The following is a 15,318-nucleotide window of genomic DNA, read 5'->3' as shown; positions in this document are numbered from 1 at the left end:
TGTGTCCTCTAAATTCGTTAAAAATATTTTATTATTATATTTCAGCTTGTGCTTCATTTCCTATCAATTCCATAGGACTTTCTTGTGAAGTTGCTTCTATATAATACTCATATGCTAGAATTGCCCCCATTGTTGCTACTACATCGGCACCACATTTGAGAATAAAAGCCGGAGATTTAAGTAAATCACTTGCTATCACATAAATTCCAACAGCACATGCTCTTACTACTGTAAGCTTACCATACCAAGGGGTTGGTATCATCACTTCTAAATAACTCGACTATTTTGTTAAGCATAAAAATAAACCTAATTAGTTAATATTAAATTTTAGTTATGCGATATATAACTAAACATTAACTAATTGTCAATGATAATTACCATGAAACATGGACAATATAATTTTATGACATTATTTTCATTTGACTTAGCAGAGAAATTTGAGTTAAATATCGAAGCTCTATACATAAAAAATTATCATTATGAATGAATTACATATTAAACTACAAAATTACAGTAGTACATATCCTGAAGAAATTGTTACAAAAACAAAAATGCTTGAATTTTTAAATGAATATGAAAACCCTTTTAGCTGAGATTTACAAATAGGACATTTCACTGCTTCGGCTTTTTTACTTAATAATGATAAAACTAAATTTTTATTGATGCACCATAAAAAGCTTGATAAGTGGCTTCAACCAGGCGGTCATTGTGATGGAGATAGTAATATATTAAATGTAGCGGTTAAAGAAGCTATAGAAGAATCCGGAATTAATGAAATCAAAACGATAAATAAGGAGATTTTTGATATAGACACCCATTATATTCCGCAAACTCATAAGGAGCCTGCTCATTATCACTATGATGTGCGATTTTTACTAAAAACAGTAAATAATGATAATTTTATAAAAAATAACGAATCGAATGAACTTAAATGGTTTAACTTTTCTGATTATTCAAAATTAGATATTGAGCTAGAACGTTCCGTTACTAGAATGATAGAAAAGTTTATGACAATTAACCATCATGCTTGTTAAATATAAATTATTGCCCTATAATAGGGTTTTTTAAATAAAATGTAAATCAAATGCCATCATCTAGAATTTTTTCATTCCGTAGTAAGAACAAGGAAGATAATACTCCAAAAAACCTAGAAATTACGCATCCAGATTCAATTAATGAGAATAGACGAACTCTCTAGCAGGCATAGTTGTTACTATTAAACTTAAGGATCAGCCTCATAATTTTATAAAGAGTGAAAAAGTTACCCTAACTTCATTTAAACCGCCTTCTTCTCAAAGTAAAGACGAATTTGATCCTATTTTAAAAGATGTTGAAAATATCTTAAAGGATTTTGAGAGTTTCTTAGATAATATAGAGACTAAAGCTTTAGGAGGGATTGATTCATAGTAACATCGATAGTTTTATTCTGTAAGGTTCCTAGCTAAAAAGGGCATTGCCCGCGTGGATCAAAAAACGCGTTCAGTGTCATACCGTGGTTTGACCACGGTATCTTGGTCACAGACTGTATCCTGAGCTCCCGTGATCAAGTCGCGGGATGACAATAATTTATTTTATGCTATTTTTTGATATTCAAAATATATTTTTCTTACTGCATAAATCCACGCTAAGCATACAAAAGTAAATACCACCATTAGAATTGGTGAGATTGAGGTAAAAGTAGCGGTTGGAACTAAAGTAAAAATAATAGATTGCACAAGACCGCTAGAGGATTTGCCGACTTTTGCACTTATCACGTCAACCGCAGCTTTGCCTTTGGTTTTAAGCTCCTCATCAAGAGGGATATATAACATTTCTCTTGAAGTATCCCATATAGAATATTTAGTACCTTTAGCTAAAATATTTTGAATACCACCGATCGAAACGGCAAGAGCAAGAGGTGACATTAAAATTGCTCCATCAAATAATGATAAAATTTGTTGGTCAAATACGATAAGTACAAAGAACAAAATGCCGGTCACCATTATTATAACCGGTGAAATAACTGCTGCTACAAACCAGTTGTGCATACGCATAACGTTATTACCGATGATGGTCATAACCATTATTGCCACGCCTGTCCAAAGTATATACAGACTGTTAAATTCAGCATAGGTATTTACAGTCGGATATAATGCCTTAATTTTTGCTTTCCATACGGCTTCGACTAAGTTAATAGCAAATCCGAAAGCTGCCGAACAAATTAAAAGTAGCCATAAATATTTTGATTTCGCAATATATTTAAAGCTTTTAATTAGCCCTATACGTTCTGAAGTTGATCTACCGCTTTTTGCTTTAGCATAAAATAACGGATTAGTAAAAACGTTCTTGCTAATAAATCTAACTAACAAACAACAAATAATAGCAACAATTGCTACAATTGTCGTGGATACTTGAACTAAAGTGATTTTACTATCCGAAATACTCATAAACTTCTTAATAATAGTATTTTCCGATGATAGATTCATCATTAAAAAGCCGACTAATATTAAAGAAGAGTTGCCGAATAGCGAAAAGAGAGTATAAAATCTTTTTGCTTCTTCGGTAGTAGTAAGTTCATTAGCAAACTGCCAAAATAATAATACGTAAAAAATATTAGGCCAAAGCTCGGCAAGACTATAATATACTATATAACCCCAATTACCTACTAATGAGATATACCACTTAAAATGAGGATAACGTTCCATCCAGTCAGCTAGATTATCGGGATGTACATGAAAAATATGAATATTAGGATAGATTACAAAAGTGAATAAAACAAAAAAGCTGATAAAAAATGCACTTAAATAATAAAAGATCTTTTCAAAAGTAAGATAATTAATCATTTTAGCATAAATAATCACAAATAAAGCAGCGGCAGGCGTAACGCAATAAACTTTAGCAAAACCTGCTATTTCTGCACTAATCTCGGAGATTAAAATACTATCTTTTAAGATTCGTAAAACATTTTGATTAAATAAAATACAAAACATTAAGGTACTCATCGGAATAAACTTTCCGAGTTCGTAATTATGCACAGGCCAAAATGCCGCTCTGAATTTGTTTTTAAACGATCGTGATGAGGTACTTAGCATTATAAATCCCTAAGGACAAAAAAAAAACTTAAGCACTTCAAGATTTTATGAAAAGATATTTCCCCTAAAACTTTAGAGCCTATATATTGTTATTACATTCTGAAGGTGCTGAACTTATACAATATATTTAGCCTTTTGTCAAGAATTACTAATATAAGATTAGATACTCTCAATGCTAGATAGTAATAAACTACAGGAATATTTTGACCTTTATAATAATTATACAAAGATACATAATTTAGGTAATAAATATTTAAAATCAGGTAAAATAGTAATGCAAACAGAGCATTATAGGGTGTTGTATTACTCGGTGTCACCCCGTGGTTTGTCCACGGGTTCCAGTAAAAATAAATTAAAAATGGATTCCCGCTTTCGTAAGAATGATAAAGGGGAAGTCGGGAATGACATAGAAAGAAGTCAGGATGACATCAAAACTTTCCTAATCATCCCCTCTATCTTCAACTCACTGGAAATATTTTTTTTAGCTCGTGACAAAAGTTTTATTGAAAATTTGAGAAGCTACGGTGAAGTTTATTTAATAGATTGGCTAGAGATTGAGGAACCTAAATATTTACTAGACGACTATGTGCATAAAATAATCGAAGTAATAGATAATTTGAAAATTAAAGACATTAATTTAATAGGTCATTGTATCGGCGGTAACCTTGCGATAGCTACAAACGTACTTATGCCTAAATTTATCAAAACTCTGACTTTAACTTACCTGCCCGTGGGATTTTTCTCATTTTTTCTATATAAGAATGTTGCATCGATATTTAAAACTAGATAGTGGCATAGAAAATTTACCGATAATTCCTAAAATTCATATTCAAATTTTATTTTTTCTTTTATTCCCTGATTATTTCAATGCTAAATTAAAAAAATTTTTCTCTATAACTTCCGATAAGTAGCAAGAATTAGCATTTAGAATAGAGAATTGGCTTATGTCAGGTAATAGTATATCTAGGGAGGTTTATAATCAAATTATACAAAATATATTAGATGAAAATATGTTTATTAAATAATTTTATTATTGATCCGAGTTTAATTCATTGTCCTGTATATATAGTAGCAGTAGAAGATGATCAAATAGTACCTAAATCTTCCATTTTACCTTTGCAAAAATTATTAAAAAACTCTAGGCTTATAGATGTAGCAGGCGGACATATTAGTTATTTAATAAATGATAAACTAGATTAATTATTTAAGGAGTACACATTATGACAAAACCGGTTTATATAACTTATGCGAAAAGGACTGCTTTCGGCTCGTTTATAGGTAGCCTTAGTACAACAGCTGCACCTATGCTTGCTGCTCATTTAATAAAGGATATACTGCAAAACAGCAAAATCGATCCAGCTTTAGTAGGTGAGGTAATCCTTGGACAGGTAATAACCGGCGGTAGCGGGCAGAATCCGGCGAGGCAAACTCTGATTTATGCGGGAATACCGAAAGAAGTGCCGAGCTATACGATTAATAAAGTATGCGGCTCAGGTCTTAAAAGTGTAGCACTTGCAGCAAATTCAATTATGACGGGTGATAATGAAATAGTTATAGCAGGTGGGCAGGAGAATATGTCGCTCGGTATGCACGGTAGTTATATCAGAGCAGGAGCTAAATTCGGCGATATTAAAATGGTTGATCTAATGCAGTATGACGGATTAACCGATGTATTTTCAGGAGTCTTTATGGGTATTACTGCCGAAAATATCTCGAAACAGTTTAATATTAGCAGACAACAGCAGGACGAGTTTGCCTTAAGCTCTCACAAGAAAGCAGCTAAAGCACAGCTAGCAGGAGTTTTTAAAGATGAAATCTTACCTATCGAAGTAACGATTAAAAAAACTACTAGTTTGTTTGATCATGATGAAACAGTAAGACCTGATGCCAGCCTTGAAATTCTGAGTAAATTACGTCCTGCTTTTGATAAAAACGGTGTAGTTACGGTGGGTAATGCTTCCTCTATTAATGACGGTGCGGCATGTCTTATGGTAGTTTCCGAAGAAGCTTTGAAAAAGCATAATTTAACGCCGCTAGCTCGTATTGTTTCTTATGCTTCAGCCGGTGTTGACCCAAGTATTATGGGTACTGCCCCTGTTCCTGCATCCAAAAAAGCTTTAAGTAAAGCAGGTTGGAGCGTTAATGATTTGGAAGTTATCGAGGTTAATGAGGTGTTTGCCGCTCAAAGTATTTATGTAAACCGTGAAATGAAATGGGATATGGAGAAGGTTAATGTTAACGGTGGAGCAATAGCAATCGGTCATCCGCTTGGGGCAAGCGGCGGACGTGTACTTATTACTCTGATACACGGCTTACGAAGAGCTAAAGCTAAAAAAGGCTTAGTTACTTTATGTATCGGTGGCGGTATGGGTATGGCTATGTGTGTTGAAGCGGTTTAAATGTGCATTTGACTATATAGGCATTTTAATTGCTTTATTTGCTAAAGAAGAAAGTTGTATTCATCTGAATTAACTATAGTTCATTGTAATATATATCTGATCTAATATCTCTACAACCTAATAATGCATCGTTACAATGTGTTATTGTATTTATAAACTCATGAAAGGTAGAAAAATGAGAGAATGCCTCCGGTTCATAACTCTTCCAATAATTTTCTGCTTCTTCTATATTATTACAAACATGCTTTAGCTTTTGACCAAAATATTTAGGAATATTCCCTAAATTTTTTGCCCAACTCCATACCATAAAATAGTTAGGATTAAAATCAGTAGAATCTATAAGAGGAGTTAGTTTAAAATGCTTCAATAAATTAGAAAAGTTATTTATGAGTTTATGAGAGGCTAACGCTTCATTGGGTACATAATTCTCATCATCAAATTGATGAAATATTTTTAATCTTTTTAGGCATATAGGTATCTCTTTTGCAAGTTCCATATAACGAGAAGATGGAAATTGGGTATTATAAAAGGTATAAGTTTGATTGCTTTTAAGCCATTCCTGGTCATTATTTATTATTTGTGCATCTTCAATTGGATATGCATCATTCCTATCAATTAAACAAGACAATATATAACTTAAGGTAGCTAATTGCATGCTTGGTGACTAGTTTATAGGATTCCAAGAAGACCAAATGCTAGAACTATATATTTAATAATTTCCTTATTATTTTGCATTTTTATATCCTATTTGGGTTAAGGAAATATATTAAATGAATTTATAAAAAATACTAAATTTTATTAAAATCATTAATAATTTGGTGATAATTGTGTTAATTATACACATCTTTATATGCTATAAATAGTAACATTAAAAAGTTGTTTACTTCTTCTAGTTTTATACTTAGAATATTTCTATTTTAAGTGTAAACTTCTTTTGATGTACAATCAATCTGATGAACAAATCAAATCTATCCTCGATGCATGGAAGATTATTGAAGTACTAACTCCTAATAAAAACGAAAATTTAAATAGATATTTTGAAATTATTAGAGAACATATCGATAAAAAAGGCAGTTTTAGTTGCAAACTGGATAAGAAAGAAACGCTTTTTTTCTTAAAAGATGCTTAGTTTGAAAAACTGGATAAAACAAAACTCGGTATTGATCTTGAGAAAAACTAAGTAGCAGTTCATTGGCATATTTATCTCGGTTATTTAAAATGGTTGGAAGCTGCACTTGATATTTTAAAGAAAATCCAAAATATAACTAAATTAGATCAAGAGTTCTTAAATGATTATAATAACCATCAAGATAAGCAAGAGCAACCGACAAACACCTATTGCTGGTTTAACTATAGATGAAAACGGTAAATATATTGAAGGATTGATGGTGATCTCTACTGCTGCTTATGCTCTCGGTAGAATCATGAGAGATGAGTTCCAAGAAAAAGAATTAAAAGATTTACCAAATTTTGTAGATAATAATAACAGCCTAATAGAGGAAGTATTTTCAGAAAGCGAGAGAACATATTTTAAGGATAAAAAGCAAGATTCTTGAGTTAAAACTCTAGATTTAAAAATGATTAATCTTATGATTGATCTTGTAGTGCAGAAGTTAGAAATTGACAAAAAATATTTATTTAGCCGCTCTGAAATATGCGTAAGAAGAGTTACCTCGCATAAAAAGAAAAAAGATAAACCGGTAATTTATAATTTTGCCGCTCCTTCTTTAGAAATGTTTAATAGTTTTTTTCTAAGACCATTAGATTTTGTATGAAGTAATATAGAAAAATTTGACTCAGAATCAGCAATTGCCCAATATCTCGGTAAAGAAGATAAGCCGGATTCCATAGATGTTTTAAAGCATCAAGAAAGTCTACAAGAACTGTTATCTCCATTTATGATGCAACCGGACGCGTTGGTGTTCATCGCCGAGTCACTCTCTTGCGGCACTGCAAGCTGCTGCGATTAATTTGGTATTACCCTCTTTTTCAGGAAAGCTTTTTGCTGTTAATGGTCCGCCTGGTACAGGTAAAACCACTATACTTTTTGATCTTATAGCAAATATCTATGTAGATCGTGCTTCATATTTAGCAACTTTAGAAGATCCTAAGGACGGGTTTCAAAATAAAAAATCTTCCTTACATACACCAAATTTTGATTATCATGTTAATTCTTTAAAACCGGAATTACAAACTTACGGTATGGTTGTTGCATCATCTAATAACAATGCCATTGAAAATATATCTAAAGAAATATCGTTATATAGTAAAATAGATAAGCTATATCATAAAGATTTAAGTTATTTTAAACAACTTTTATTGGAAGAGGAAAAAGAGAAAGATTGGTGTATATTTGCTGCGGTGTTCGGTAATCATGGAAATAAAAAGAGATTTTCAAATAAGTTTTGGAAATATAAAGATGAAGAAGAAAACGATGATAAGAATGATGAAAAACATACAATGCTGCAATATCTTAATCTGCTAGTTAATAATAAATGTAAAGATAAAGCCCCTGCACATTTTAAACCTGAATATTGTAATTCTATAGATGAAATTAATAATGAATGGAAAGAAGCGAGTGCTGATTTTAACAATTTATACAGTGAAATTCATGAAGTTTATGAAAATATTGCATCAGTTATTGAATTTAATAAAAAGAAAAGAGAGTTAATTAAGGAAGAGGATTTAGGAACGATATATGCAGAAAAAAAAGAAGAGCAAAATGAGTTAGAATTAGAGCTTGATTATAAAAGCTCTAAAATACTTGAAATTGATTGTGAAATAAAATTATTAAATTTGGATTTTTTTGAAAAAATTCATGCATTTTTTAAAACCGCAAAATACAATTCTTGCTATGAACAAAAACGGGATTTAATTAAGCTAAAAAATAAATCTTCAGAAGAAATTGACCGGATAAAAACTGATATTAAGAATATTAAAGCTGAAATTAAGAAAATTGAAGCTTCTGTAGAAGAAATAAAACAGCTTAACGACAATATAAGCTTGGCTATCGTAAGTTTAAAAGATAAATATTTCAATATTAAGGATTTTGAAGAAGATTTATTTTGGAAAAATTGGCAAGAAAATTTTGAAGATTTAAATAAAGTTACTCCTTACTTTGATAAAGAGTTTGAAAAATTAAGATCAAAATTATTCATAAGTGCTGTAAGATTACATGAGATATTTATAAATGCTAATGCTGATAATTTTTAGCATAGCCTACAATATTTCTTTGATATGGCAGTGCATTCATCGGGTTACCCTAAGATAAACAAAATTGCTTGGCAAAATTTCTTTATGGTCATACCTGTTGTGTCTACAACTTTTCACTCATTCGATAAAATGTTGGCAACATCCGAACATAATGAAATTCCTTGGTTATTTATTGATGAAGCAGGGCAGATACCGCCACAATACGCAGCTAGTGCTATTTACAAATCAAAAAAAGTCGTAGTAGTCGGTGATCCGCTGCAAACAGATCCTATTTCTATATTAAAGTAAGATTTAATGAACAAATTATGTGAACATTTTAAGGTTTCATATCCTGAGTGGTCACCTTCGGAAGTTTCATTGCAAAACCTAGCTGACCGTAATTCTTTATATCAAACAAAAATAGATGATGTTACGGTTGGTTTCCCTTTATTAGTGCATAGAAGATGCCAAAATCCGATGTTTAAAATATGTAACAAAATAGCTTACGGTGACAAAATGATTTTTGCTACCTCTGATTGTAACTCTGATATTAGAACGATTTTAGGTACTTCAAAATGGATATAAAAGATAATAAGGTTCAACGTTATAAATATGAATCGGAAGCCGAATTTCAAAAATTACTAGAGTTATTAAAACAAGTATTAAAAGAGAAAAATGGGGATGATTTGCTCAAACAAATTTACATTATTACAATGTATAAAGATTACAGCGAATCTATTCGTAGAAAATTGAATGCAATATATGACGATTCAAGATATGAGAAAACAATTCAAGCATTTGGATATAAAAATATCGGCACTATTCATGCATTTCAAGGCAAAGAAAACGATACGGTAATAATACTACTAGGAGCTCAGCATCCTCTTGATAAAAGGTACAAGAAATACAATGACGCAAAAGCCAAACGTCTTAAACATCGGTATTAGCAGAGCTAAAAATAACCTTTATATTATCGGTAGCCTTGAGATTTGGCTGAAACATAAATATATGCCGGAAATCTATAATATGCTTGGTGATAAAGATTATACTTAGATAGCACTACAAGAATTGGCTAACTGTCTAGACTGGCGGGGGGTACGTTATGCGAACCCTTAACCAGTTTAGATCAGCCTTGATTCAGGCTACGCTTAGGCCTTTTTATGCATTAGTACCAGCTCCAAATATTTAGTTTAAATATATTTTGCTACATCATACCCCATGCTCATTAGTCCGGCTAAAATAAGCTCCTTATCATTATTATTAATTGCTTCGTAGTTAAATTAGGGCTTAGTAATGTAGTGGCAACTTGTAGCAATTCTGGATTATTGAAAAGCGGTTGGTAATAAATTATTTCCTTTGCTATAAATGTAATTACACTAGTGGATTCGTTTATTTCTTGAAGTATTATTGTCTCAATTTTCTTTCTTAAATCTATAACTGTTCCTTTAGTAATTTTGCCGTCTAAAAGTTTTCCCATCCAGTTTGTTATTTGCTCTATACTAACATTGTTTTCTAAAGTTTGTACTTTACTTGATATTTCGTTTATTTGTGTTTGTATCACTGCACTATCTTTAATGTTAGCAGTTTCTAATTTCGTAATTATTTTTTTACTGTTTCGTTGAATATATTTAACTTTTTTTGAGTTTGTTTTTCTGCCATTTCATTAACTTCATCTTCTAAATCTACAACTGTCCCCTCGGTAATTTCGTTTCCTATAAGCTCTGTTATACTTTGAGTTATATTTATTATGTCGTTTTTATCTGTTAGCTTCTGAACCTTATTAAGTATTCTATATAAGCTATTCTCTATTATGGGCTTGTCTGCTTCATCAATATTAGTACTATTTTGTAAGTTAAAAATTATCTTGCCTATTATTTGGTAAATATTTGCTTCCTCTGCAATAATAAGTTTTTCGTCCTCGTTCTTATATATATTTGTTTTATTGAATTGATTATTTAGCTCATTTACTCTTACAGTTAATAAGTCATATATTTTTTTAAAATTATTGTTTATAACTAAATTTAATACTGTTTCACCTTTATTATTAACATGATGAATAGCTTGAATAGTCGTTCTAGGTATTAATAACTCACAAACCCTTTCTAAACCGTTCCATACAGCTAAAGTTAAGGCTATAGTACCATAAAGTTTTGGTAATAGTATTAATAGCCGGATCGCTCATTAGAGGGATTAGTTGCATGCATACTTTACTTAAGCCTTTACTAGCAGCATAAGTTAAAGCCGTTTCACCATTGCCATTAATAGTACTAATAGCCTGATTAGACATTTTAGATATTAGTCGTAAACTTTATCTAATCCTTTATAAGCAGCTAAAGTTAAAGCCGTATCGCCGTTATCGTCTATCTTGTTAAGCGTGTCACCGTTTAACTCTTTAACTAAATTTTCTGCTTCTTCTTCCTTACTTTCTTTTATTACTAAAATTAGTTGATTATATTTTAGCTCATCAAGCTTTAGGTTTTGCTGTTGTTTTTCTTGTTCTTCCAATAGTTTTCTTTTTTCTTCCTCTACTTGTCGTGTTTCTAGTTCTTGCTTTTGCTGTTCTTCATATTGCTTTTCTGCTTTTTTTCGGTTATAGTTTTATTTCTGTACAGATATTCATTAATTATTTTAAATGTTGCCTCGCCTATGTTGTTCCAAGGAAGATAAAGCGACGTTAAAGATTTATTATCGCTTAAGCTTGTCGCTAAGTCTCTTGTTCCAGCATCGCCTATTTGGTTATTCCAAAGACTAAGCGACAAGATCTATTAGCTTTAAGTGCTGCAGCTAAATCTTTTGCTTGTTCATCAGTTATATTTTTATTACTAAGGTCACTTGTTGTACTTTCGGATAATCTTTTGTGCCAGTTTATTTTAAAAATGTTTAGTATGAACATAATTATATCCTTATTATATTCTATAAATTTTAATATTTTGTTAAAAGTGAGCTATAGACAGAATCATAATAAGAAACTTTAAGAACACAATAGAAATTTAACTAAAAGTATGAATAAATAAATTGGAATTGATTTAGGGAATTTTTGAATATATAGAAGATTAAGAGAAATGATAAGAAATTTTAATAAATGATAATAATTACAATTAGTAATTTAATATATTAGTTAATTATTTTAAACAATCAGTTACTACATTTGCAGCAACCGCAACCTCATTAGCAATTGAGGCTGTGCCTGTTTCACTTAAGAACAATGACCGCTCTATTTGCCGGCGTGTCACTAAGTTATAGTACCGGACAATTTTTAAAAAGCCCCAGATGTCATCCCTGCGAAAGCAGGGATCTAGGCTAAAAAATCTTAATTTTAAAGATTTTTTATTATATCATTTTTTTTAAGGTAAAACTTTTAAAAAAGCTTTAAAGTACTGGATTTCCGCTTTCGCAGGAAGGCATTGTTGCGTGGATCAATTTCACCTCTGTCATCCTGTGGCTTGACTGCGGGGGGTGACGCAGTGGATTTTACCGGTCCACGCAACAAAGCCTCGCGGGAATGACAGTAGCACCTCAAATTGTTTGATTAAATCAGTCATAATTTAATCCTTTAAATAATATCTCAACTACTAAGCTATAATTATTATATAATAATTATTGTAAGTTGAGTATTGAAGTGTTATAATATCTTATGTGGGTTCGTCCTTTTCCACCAATGAGCTGAAGAGGTCGTTTACTGCGTGGCGGGATAACAACCTTTTGTATGTTGTGATTGCGTAGTTAATGCCTTAGATTTATTCCTTAATTTCTGCTATTTTGCATCTCGATTAATATACCAGCTATCGGCTTCATCTTTAACCTTTAAATCAAATATGCTTTTTTTCCTTTATTGAGCATAGGCACTTGCTCTATGGGCATAACTCTATTTCTTTAATTCTAAAATCCTCCTGAAGTTCAAGAACTGCATTGATACATTCCTTTAATCTCTCTAAATCACGAAAGATTTTTTTAAATAAACTATCATTCGTTGGGTCTAAATATCTTTGCATATTAATTACTACTTTTAGTATTGCTTATATTATTTTCTATATTTAGTAATTATGGCTTTTGATATCTTACTTATGTACTTTCCGAATAAACCGTAATTTTTTGGTGTATAATTGCTACTCATATATAAACTTTATTAAACCTAAGGTTACAGGAGATAAACCTTATATTTATAAATGATATGAATTATATAAATCAACACTATACAATAAAAATTTTTGGTTTTGTTCCTAACAGTAGTTTTCAAAAGAAAACAGAGCCATTCTGTATATTTAATAATGAATCTTTTGGATTATCATACGTACCTATCACCGAAACTCCATAATTCCTATTAACAAGAAATTTCTTTGTAAAACTAGATTTAGAACCCATAAATATAATATATTAAATGCCCTTTCATGCGATGCTCAAAATCAATGGTATGCAGCAAAAGATGGTGAAGAGGTTAGTGTTCATTATGCTACCATACAAGAAATAAAAGAATTAAGAGAGTTAGTAGAAAGTGATAAAGTTAAATTATCATCTCATGATAAAATAGAAACAATTGAGCTTATAGATCAATATGAAAAAACTTATCCAGACTTAATTAAATTAATGGGTGAAGAAGATGACATTATATAATCTAAAATAGTTAAAGTTTTTAATAACATTTCAAAAGGTAAGGTATGACAAGACATTTTACATGTAAATCTAATTGGACTGGAGTAATTATAGCTTATACTCTCAAAAGGGAGTATGGTCTTAATAAGGAGAATATAGATGCATATAATATATTTAATAATGGAGTAGCTTTTGCAAATGCAAGCTATAGTACAACTCCTGGAAATACAGAAGGAGTACAAGGTTGGTGTTGGGGGTTGTATCACAAATACGATAGTAGTTTATCTTATGTTTCTTGGCGTACTAATGAAGATATAAATGATATAAGAAGGACAGTTTCGCAAGGCGTAAATAAATATATTTAATGAAGTAATAGATGGTTTCTGCAACATAAGTGATATAAAATTGGCTACCTTAGAAGAAGTAACACAATTAAAAGATTTAGTAGCAAATGATAAAGTAAAATTAGGATGTACCATGTGTAATAATGGTAGCACAGACTATAGTAATAAAGAAGAAACGTTGGAATTTTTAAACCTTTATATTTCCGACCCAACCCTTAAGCTTTATTTAAGTCCTCACTCAATTCCGGTAATAGGTGAAATTTTTGTACACAAAAACTGAAAAATTTTGGTATAAACAATTAATTCTATTAAAAAAAATTTTTACAAACAGCCCTCCAATCCCTTATTTTACGAGGAATAGCCCCTCGTTTGTATAGAGTACATATTTTTAGAAAAAAAATGGCTAAAATTGGTGAAATTTGTAGAAAATAACGTATAAGTAACAGAAAATATTAGAGAAAAGTCTAGCATAAACTAACATATGAATAGCATAGAACATATTAGTAGGTTTGTATTAAGAGCTAAAATCCTTGTTAAATAAAGGAAATAAGGCGATAATGTGTATTTGCGAACCTAAATTTGAAAGGCGGAAACCTTGATTACTCACTTGGCTTTTCCGTTCGATAAACTACAAGAATTGGCTAACTGTCCAGACTGGCGGAGAGAGAGGGATTCGAACCCTCGATACGGTATGACCCGTATAACGGTTTAGCAAACCGCCGCCTTCGGCCACTCGGCCATCTCTCCGGTTATGGCTTTACTTTATATCATCTAATAAGCAAAATTTCTAGAATTATTTTATAATTTTTCTAACTAAATATAATCATTTTCCGGCTTTACGGAATTGCCCATAATCAAAGCTTCCTTATCACGTCCGGGTAGCCCTTTAAAGTCCATATACCAATAACTAGGTAAATCATCCCAACTACGGAAATATTCAATATATTTGTAAAACTGTTTAGCCTTGGTTTCGATAGTTTTAATATCCGTGTTATCATCACAAATATCAAAAAGTTGTTGGGTTATATAATAAATAGATTTAGTATCATTTTTATATTTATCTATTAAGTACTCTATAATTTCGATTCGCTTGTTTAAGCTAAGATAATAAGAGTCTGAAATTAACAATTTTACAAAATTCTCACTATCACTACAGATGCTAAATAATCTTTCTGAATGTTCTCAAATAATTTCTGATATTTAACTAAAAATCTATTCCAAGTTATTGCTTCAAGATTGACAAAACTCTTATAGTCTTTTGGTTGGCATTCGGGAATATATTTTTGTAACGGTACTAAAAAATTGAGGTTATCTAAATTTTGATGAAAATTTTGTAATGCTTCAAAATGTGCAGCCATAGAAATGATTGTACACTGAGTAATAAGAAAATCTACAAAATAAAATTGATGATATTTGAATATCTGCTACTAACTCGCTGTCTAGTTTTCTAATATCATTTACTATATCACCTATATATTTTAACCCTTCATCCGTGTGATCTACATATTTAATATTTAAATCTTCAAAGGTAATAACTTTACCTTTGGCTATTTTATCTATTATTGTATAGTTTTTAATTATAGGTTCTTCATAATTAGCAATAATATAAATTTCCGGATTATATATATCTTTGAAGTTATTTCGCAGCATATTTTTTACTGCTTTTACCGTATTTTGATTTAGATAATCAAGCTCTAATATATGAATATTGGTAAGTAATAA

Annotated in this window: 22 protein-coding genes, 1 tRNA gene and 3 pseudogenes; 13 read left to right on the top strand and 13 right to left on the bottom strand. The window is 30.8% G+C overall.

Going from position 1 to position 15,318, the window contains the following annotated elements; translation table 11 throughout:
- Positions 1-34: 34 nt before the first annotated feature.
- Positions 35-262, bottom strand: a complete 228-nt coding sequence (locus O6R16_RS00230) for a hypothetical protein (protein WP_499679510.1) — start codon at positions 260-262, stop codon at positions 35-37.
- 217 nt (positions 263-479) lie between these two features.
- Between O6R16_RS00230 and O6R16_RS00225 the strand changes: the two genes are divergently transcribed.
- Together O6R16_RS00225 and O6R16_RS00220 are read left to right on the top strand one after the other, a co-directional pair.
- Positions 480-593, top strand: coding sequence for a hypothetical protein (locus O6R16_RS00225; RefSeq protein ID WP_014014742.1), 114 nt, complete (start codon positions 480-482; stop codon positions 591-593).
- Between the two features lie 9 nt (positions 594-602).
- On the top strand, positions 603-1,034 hold the full coding sequence (locus O6R16_RS00220) for an NUDIX hydrolase (protein WP_499679550.1): 432 nt from the start codon (positions 603-605) through the stop codon (positions 1,032-1,034).
- A gap of 537 nt (positions 1,035-1,571) precedes the next feature.
- Here the strand turns inward: O6R16_RS00220 and tlc5 are convergent.
- On the bottom strand, positions 1,572-3,071 hold the full coding sequence (tlc5, locus tag O6R16_RS00215; protein ID WP_499679509.1) for a GTP/GDP exchange transporter Tlc5: 1,500 nt from the start codon (positions 3,069-3,071) through the stop codon (positions 1,572-1,574).
- Between the two features lie 172 nt (positions 3,072-3,243).
- Between tlc5 and O6R16_RS00210 the strand changes: the two are divergent.
- Together O6R16_RS00210 and O6R16_RS00205 are read left to right on the top strand one after the other, a co-directional pair.
- A pseudogene (locus O6R16_RS00210) lies at positions 3,244-4,271 on the top strand (alpha/beta fold hydrolase).
- A gap of 20 nt (positions 4,272-4,291) precedes the next feature.
- The gene (locus O6R16_RS00205) at positions 4,292-5,470 is read left to right on the top strand and encodes an acetyl-CoA C-acetyltransferase (RefSeq protein ID WP_499679508.1); all 1,179 of its coding nucleotides are present in this window, start codon (positions 4,292-4,294) and stop codon (positions 5,468-5,470) included.
- 73 nt (positions 5,471-5,543) lie between these two features.
- On the opposite strand, the gene O6R16_RS00200 is transcribed toward O6R16_RS00205, so the two are convergent.
- Complete coding sequence (locus O6R16_RS00200; RefSeq protein ID WP_499679507.1) at positions 5,544-6,098, bottom strand: hypothetical protein; 555 nt, start codon at positions 6,096-6,098, stop codon at positions 5,544-5,546.
- Positions 6,099-6,407: 309 nt separating this feature from the next.
- Here O6R16_RS00200 and O6R16_RS00195 point away from each other — a divergent pair, with 309 nt between their 5' ends.
- From O6R16_RS00195 to O6R16_RS00165, 7 genes and pseudogenes are all read left to right on the top strand, one after another.
- The gene (locus O6R16_RS00195) at positions 6,408-6,599 is read left to right on the top strand and encodes a hypothetical protein (protein ID WP_499679506.1); all 192 of its coding nucleotides are present in this window, start codon (positions 6,408-6,410) and stop codon (positions 6,597-6,599) included.
- Positions 6,600-6,759: 160 nt separating this feature from the next.
- Complete coding sequence (locus O6R16_RS00190) at positions 6,760-7,026, top strand: hypothetical protein (protein WP_499679504.1); 267 nt, start codon at positions 6,760-6,762, stop codon at positions 7,024-7,026.
- A gap of 21 nt (positions 7,027-7,047) precedes the next feature.
- A complete protein-coding gene (locus O6R16_RS00185; protein ID WP_499679503.1) occupies positions 7,048-7,245 on the top strand; it encodes a hypothetical protein in 198 nt (65 codons plus the stop codon).
- 1,021 nt (positions 7,246-8,266) lie between these two features.
- Positions 8,267-8,560: pseudogene (locus O6R16_RS00180) on the top strand (hypothetical protein); the annotation flags it as partial.
- A 147-nt stretch (positions 8,561-8,707) separates the two neighbouring features.
- Positions 8,708-8,971: an AAA domain-containing protein gene (locus O6R16_RS00175; RefSeq protein ID WP_499679502.1), complete on the top strand. Its 264-nt coding sequence runs from the start codon at positions 8,708-8,710 to the stop codon at positions 8,969-8,971.
- 6 nt (positions 8,972-8,977) lie between these two features.
- Positions 8,978-9,247 carry a hypothetical protein gene (locus O6R16_RS00170; protein ID WP_499679501.1) on the top strand — a complete coding sequence of 90 codons (270 nt, stop codon included), beginning with the start codon at positions 8,978-8,980 and terminating at the stop codon, positions 9,245-9,247.
- Positions 9,238-9,609: an AAA domain-containing protein gene (locus O6R16_RS00165; RefSeq protein WP_499679500.1), complete on the top strand. Its 372-nt coding sequence runs from the start codon at positions 9,238-9,240 to the stop codon at positions 9,607-9,609. The genes O6R16_RS00170 and O6R16_RS00165 overlap by 10 nt, the downstream gene beginning before the upstream one ends.
- A gap of 287 nt (positions 9,610-9,896) precedes the next feature.
- On the opposite strand, the gene O6R16_RS00160 is transcribed toward O6R16_RS00165, so the two are convergent.
- From O6R16_RS00160 to O6R16_RS00135, 6 genes and pseudogenes are all read right to left on the bottom strand, one after another.
- Complete coding sequence (locus O6R16_RS00160) at positions 9,897-10,223, bottom strand: hypothetical protein (RefSeq protein ID WP_499679499.1); 327 nt, start codon at positions 10,221-10,223, stop codon at positions 9,897-9,899.
- 528 nt (positions 10,224-10,751) lie between these two features.
- On the bottom strand, positions 10,752-10,949 hold the full coding sequence (locus O6R16_RS00155) for a hypothetical protein (RefSeq protein ID WP_499679498.1): 198 nt from the start codon (positions 10,947-10,949) through the stop codon (positions 10,752-10,754).
- 8 nt (positions 10,950-10,957) lie between these two features.
- The gene (locus O6R16_RS00150) at positions 10,958-11,167 is read right to left on the bottom strand and encodes a hypothetical protein (RefSeq protein WP_499679497.1); all 210 of its coding nucleotides are present in this window, start codon (positions 11,165-11,167) and stop codon (positions 10,958-10,960) included.
- Between the two features lie 35 nt (positions 11,168-11,202).
- A complete protein-coding gene (locus tag O6R16_RS00145) occupies positions 11,203-11,421 on the bottom strand; it encodes a hypothetical protein (protein WP_499679496.1) in 219 nt (72 codons plus the stop codon).
- Positions 11,391-11,555: a hypothetical protein gene (locus O6R16_RS00140; protein ID WP_499679495.1), complete on the bottom strand. Its 165-nt coding sequence runs from the start codon at positions 11,553-11,555 to the stop codon at positions 11,391-11,393. Before O6R16_RS00140 ends, O6R16_RS00145 begins: the two co-directional genes overlap by 31 nt.
- Positions 11,556-12,466: 911 nt before the next feature.
- Positions 12,467-12,654: pseudogene (locus tag O6R16_RS00135) on the bottom strand (hypothetical protein).
- 663 nt (positions 12,655-13,317) lie between these two features.
- Here O6R16_RS00135 and O6R16_RS00130 point away from each other — a divergent pair.
- The gene (locus tag O6R16_RS00130) at positions 13,318-13,617 is read left to right on the top strand and encodes a hypothetical protein (RefSeq protein WP_499679494.1); all 300 of its coding nucleotides are present in this window, start codon (positions 13,318-13,320) and stop codon (positions 13,615-13,617) included.
- A gap of 40 nt (positions 13,618-13,657) precedes the next feature.
- Positions 13,658-13,876 (top strand): hypothetical protein, encoded by a 219-nt coding sequence (locus O6R16_RS00125; RefSeq protein WP_499679493.1) that lies wholly within the window; start codon positions 13,658-13,660, stop codon positions 13,874-13,876.
- 375 nt (positions 13,877-14,251) lie between these two features.
- Here O6R16_RS00125 and O6R16_RS00120 read toward each other — a convergent pair.
- The 4 genes from O6R16_RS00120 to O6R16_RS00105 form a co-directional block, all read right to left on the bottom strand.
- Positions 14,252-14,343: transfer RNA gene (locus O6R16_RS00120), tRNA-Ser, on the bottom strand.
- A 66-nt stretch (positions 14,344-14,409) separates the two neighbouring features.
- A complete protein-coding gene (locus O6R16_RS00115; RefSeq protein WP_499679492.1) occupies positions 14,410-14,724 on the bottom strand; it encodes a hypothetical protein in 315 nt (104 codons plus the stop codon).
- A 2-nt stretch (positions 14,725-14,726) separates the two neighbouring features.
- Positions 14,727-14,954, bottom strand: a complete 228-nt coding sequence (locus O6R16_RS00110) for a hypothetical protein (RefSeq protein ID WP_499679491.1) — start codon at positions 14,952-14,954, stop codon at positions 14,727-14,729.
- Positions 14,938-15,246, bottom strand: coding sequence for a hypothetical protein (locus O6R16_RS00105; protein WP_499679490.1), 309 nt, complete (start codon positions 15,244-15,246; stop codon positions 14,938-14,940). The genes O6R16_RS00110 and O6R16_RS00105 overlap by 17 nt, the downstream gene beginning before the upstream one ends.
- Positions 15,247-15,318: the final 72 nt, after the last annotated feature.

The sequence above is a fragment of the Candidatus Rickettsia tasmaniensis genome (assembly GCF_036857515.1).
In the GTDB taxonomy this organism is placed as follows: domain Bacteria; phylum Pseudomonadota; class Alphaproteobacteria; order Rickettsiales; family Rickettsiaceae; genus Rickettsia; species Rickettsia rickettsii.
The sequence above is the reverse complement of the archived record's forward strand: the minus strand, read 5'-3'. Positions and strand labels throughout refer to the sequence as shown.

Excerpts from the sequence above, each read along its gene's own strand:
- O6R16_RS00205 (WP_499679508.1), top strand. The coding sequence starts at position 4,292 with ATGACAAAACCGGTTTATATAACTTATGCGAAAAGGACTGCTTTCGGC.
- O6R16_RS00175 (WP_499679502.1), top strand. The coding sequence starts at position 8,708 with ATGGCAGTGCATTCATCGGGTTACCCTAAGATAAACAAAATTGCTTGG.
- O6R16_RS00110 (WP_499679491.1), bottom strand. The coding sequence starts at position 14,954 with ATGGCTGCACATTTTGAAGCATTACAAAATTTTCATCAAAATTTAGAT.
- O6R16_RS00140 (WP_499679495.1), bottom strand. The coding sequence starts at position 11,555 with ATGTTCATACTAAACATTTTTAAAATAAACTGGCACAAAAGATTATCC.
- O6R16_RS00230 (WP_499679510.1), bottom strand. The coding sequence starts at position 262 with ATGATACCAACCCCTTGGTATGGTAAGCTTACAGTAGTAAGAGCATGT.
- O6R16_RS00165 (WP_499679500.1), top strand. The coding sequence starts at position 9,238 with ATGGATATAAAAGATAATAAGGTTCAACGTTATAAATATGAATCGGAA.
- O6R16_RS00225 (WP_014014742.1), top strand. The coding sequence starts at position 480 with ATGAATGAATTACATATTAAACTACAAAATTACAGTAGTACATATCCT.
- O6R16_RS00130 (WP_499679494.1), top strand. The coding sequence starts at position 13,318 with ATGACAAGACATTTTACATGTAAATCTAATTGGACTGGAGTAATTATA.
- O6R16_RS00190 (WP_499679504.1), top strand. The coding sequence starts at position 6,760 with ATGATTATAATAACCATCAAGATAAGCAAGAGCAACCGACAAACACCT.
- O6R16_RS00155 (WP_499679498.1), bottom strand. The coding sequence starts at position 10,949 with ATGTCTAATCAGGCTATTAGTACTATTAATGGCAATGGTGAAACGGCT.
- O6R16_RS00195 (WP_499679506.1), top strand. The coding sequence starts at position 6,408 with ATGTACAATCAATCTGATGAACAAATCAAATCTATCCTCGATGCATGG.
- O6R16_RS00105 (WP_499679490.1), bottom strand. The coding sequence starts at position 15,246 with ATGCTGCGAAATAACTTCAAAGATATATATAATCCGGAAATTTATATT.
- O6R16_RS00185 (WP_499679503.1), top strand. The coding sequence starts at position 7,048 with ATGATTAATCTTATGATTGATCTTGTAGTGCAGAAGTTAGAAATTGAC.
- O6R16_RS00170 (WP_499679501.1), top strand. The coding sequence starts at position 8,978 with ATGAACAAATTATGTGAACATTTTAAGGTTTCATATCCTGAGTGGTCA.
- tlc5 (WP_499679509.1), bottom strand. The coding sequence starts at position 3,071 with ATGCTAAGTACCTCATCACGATCGTTTAAAAACAAATTCAGAGCGGCA.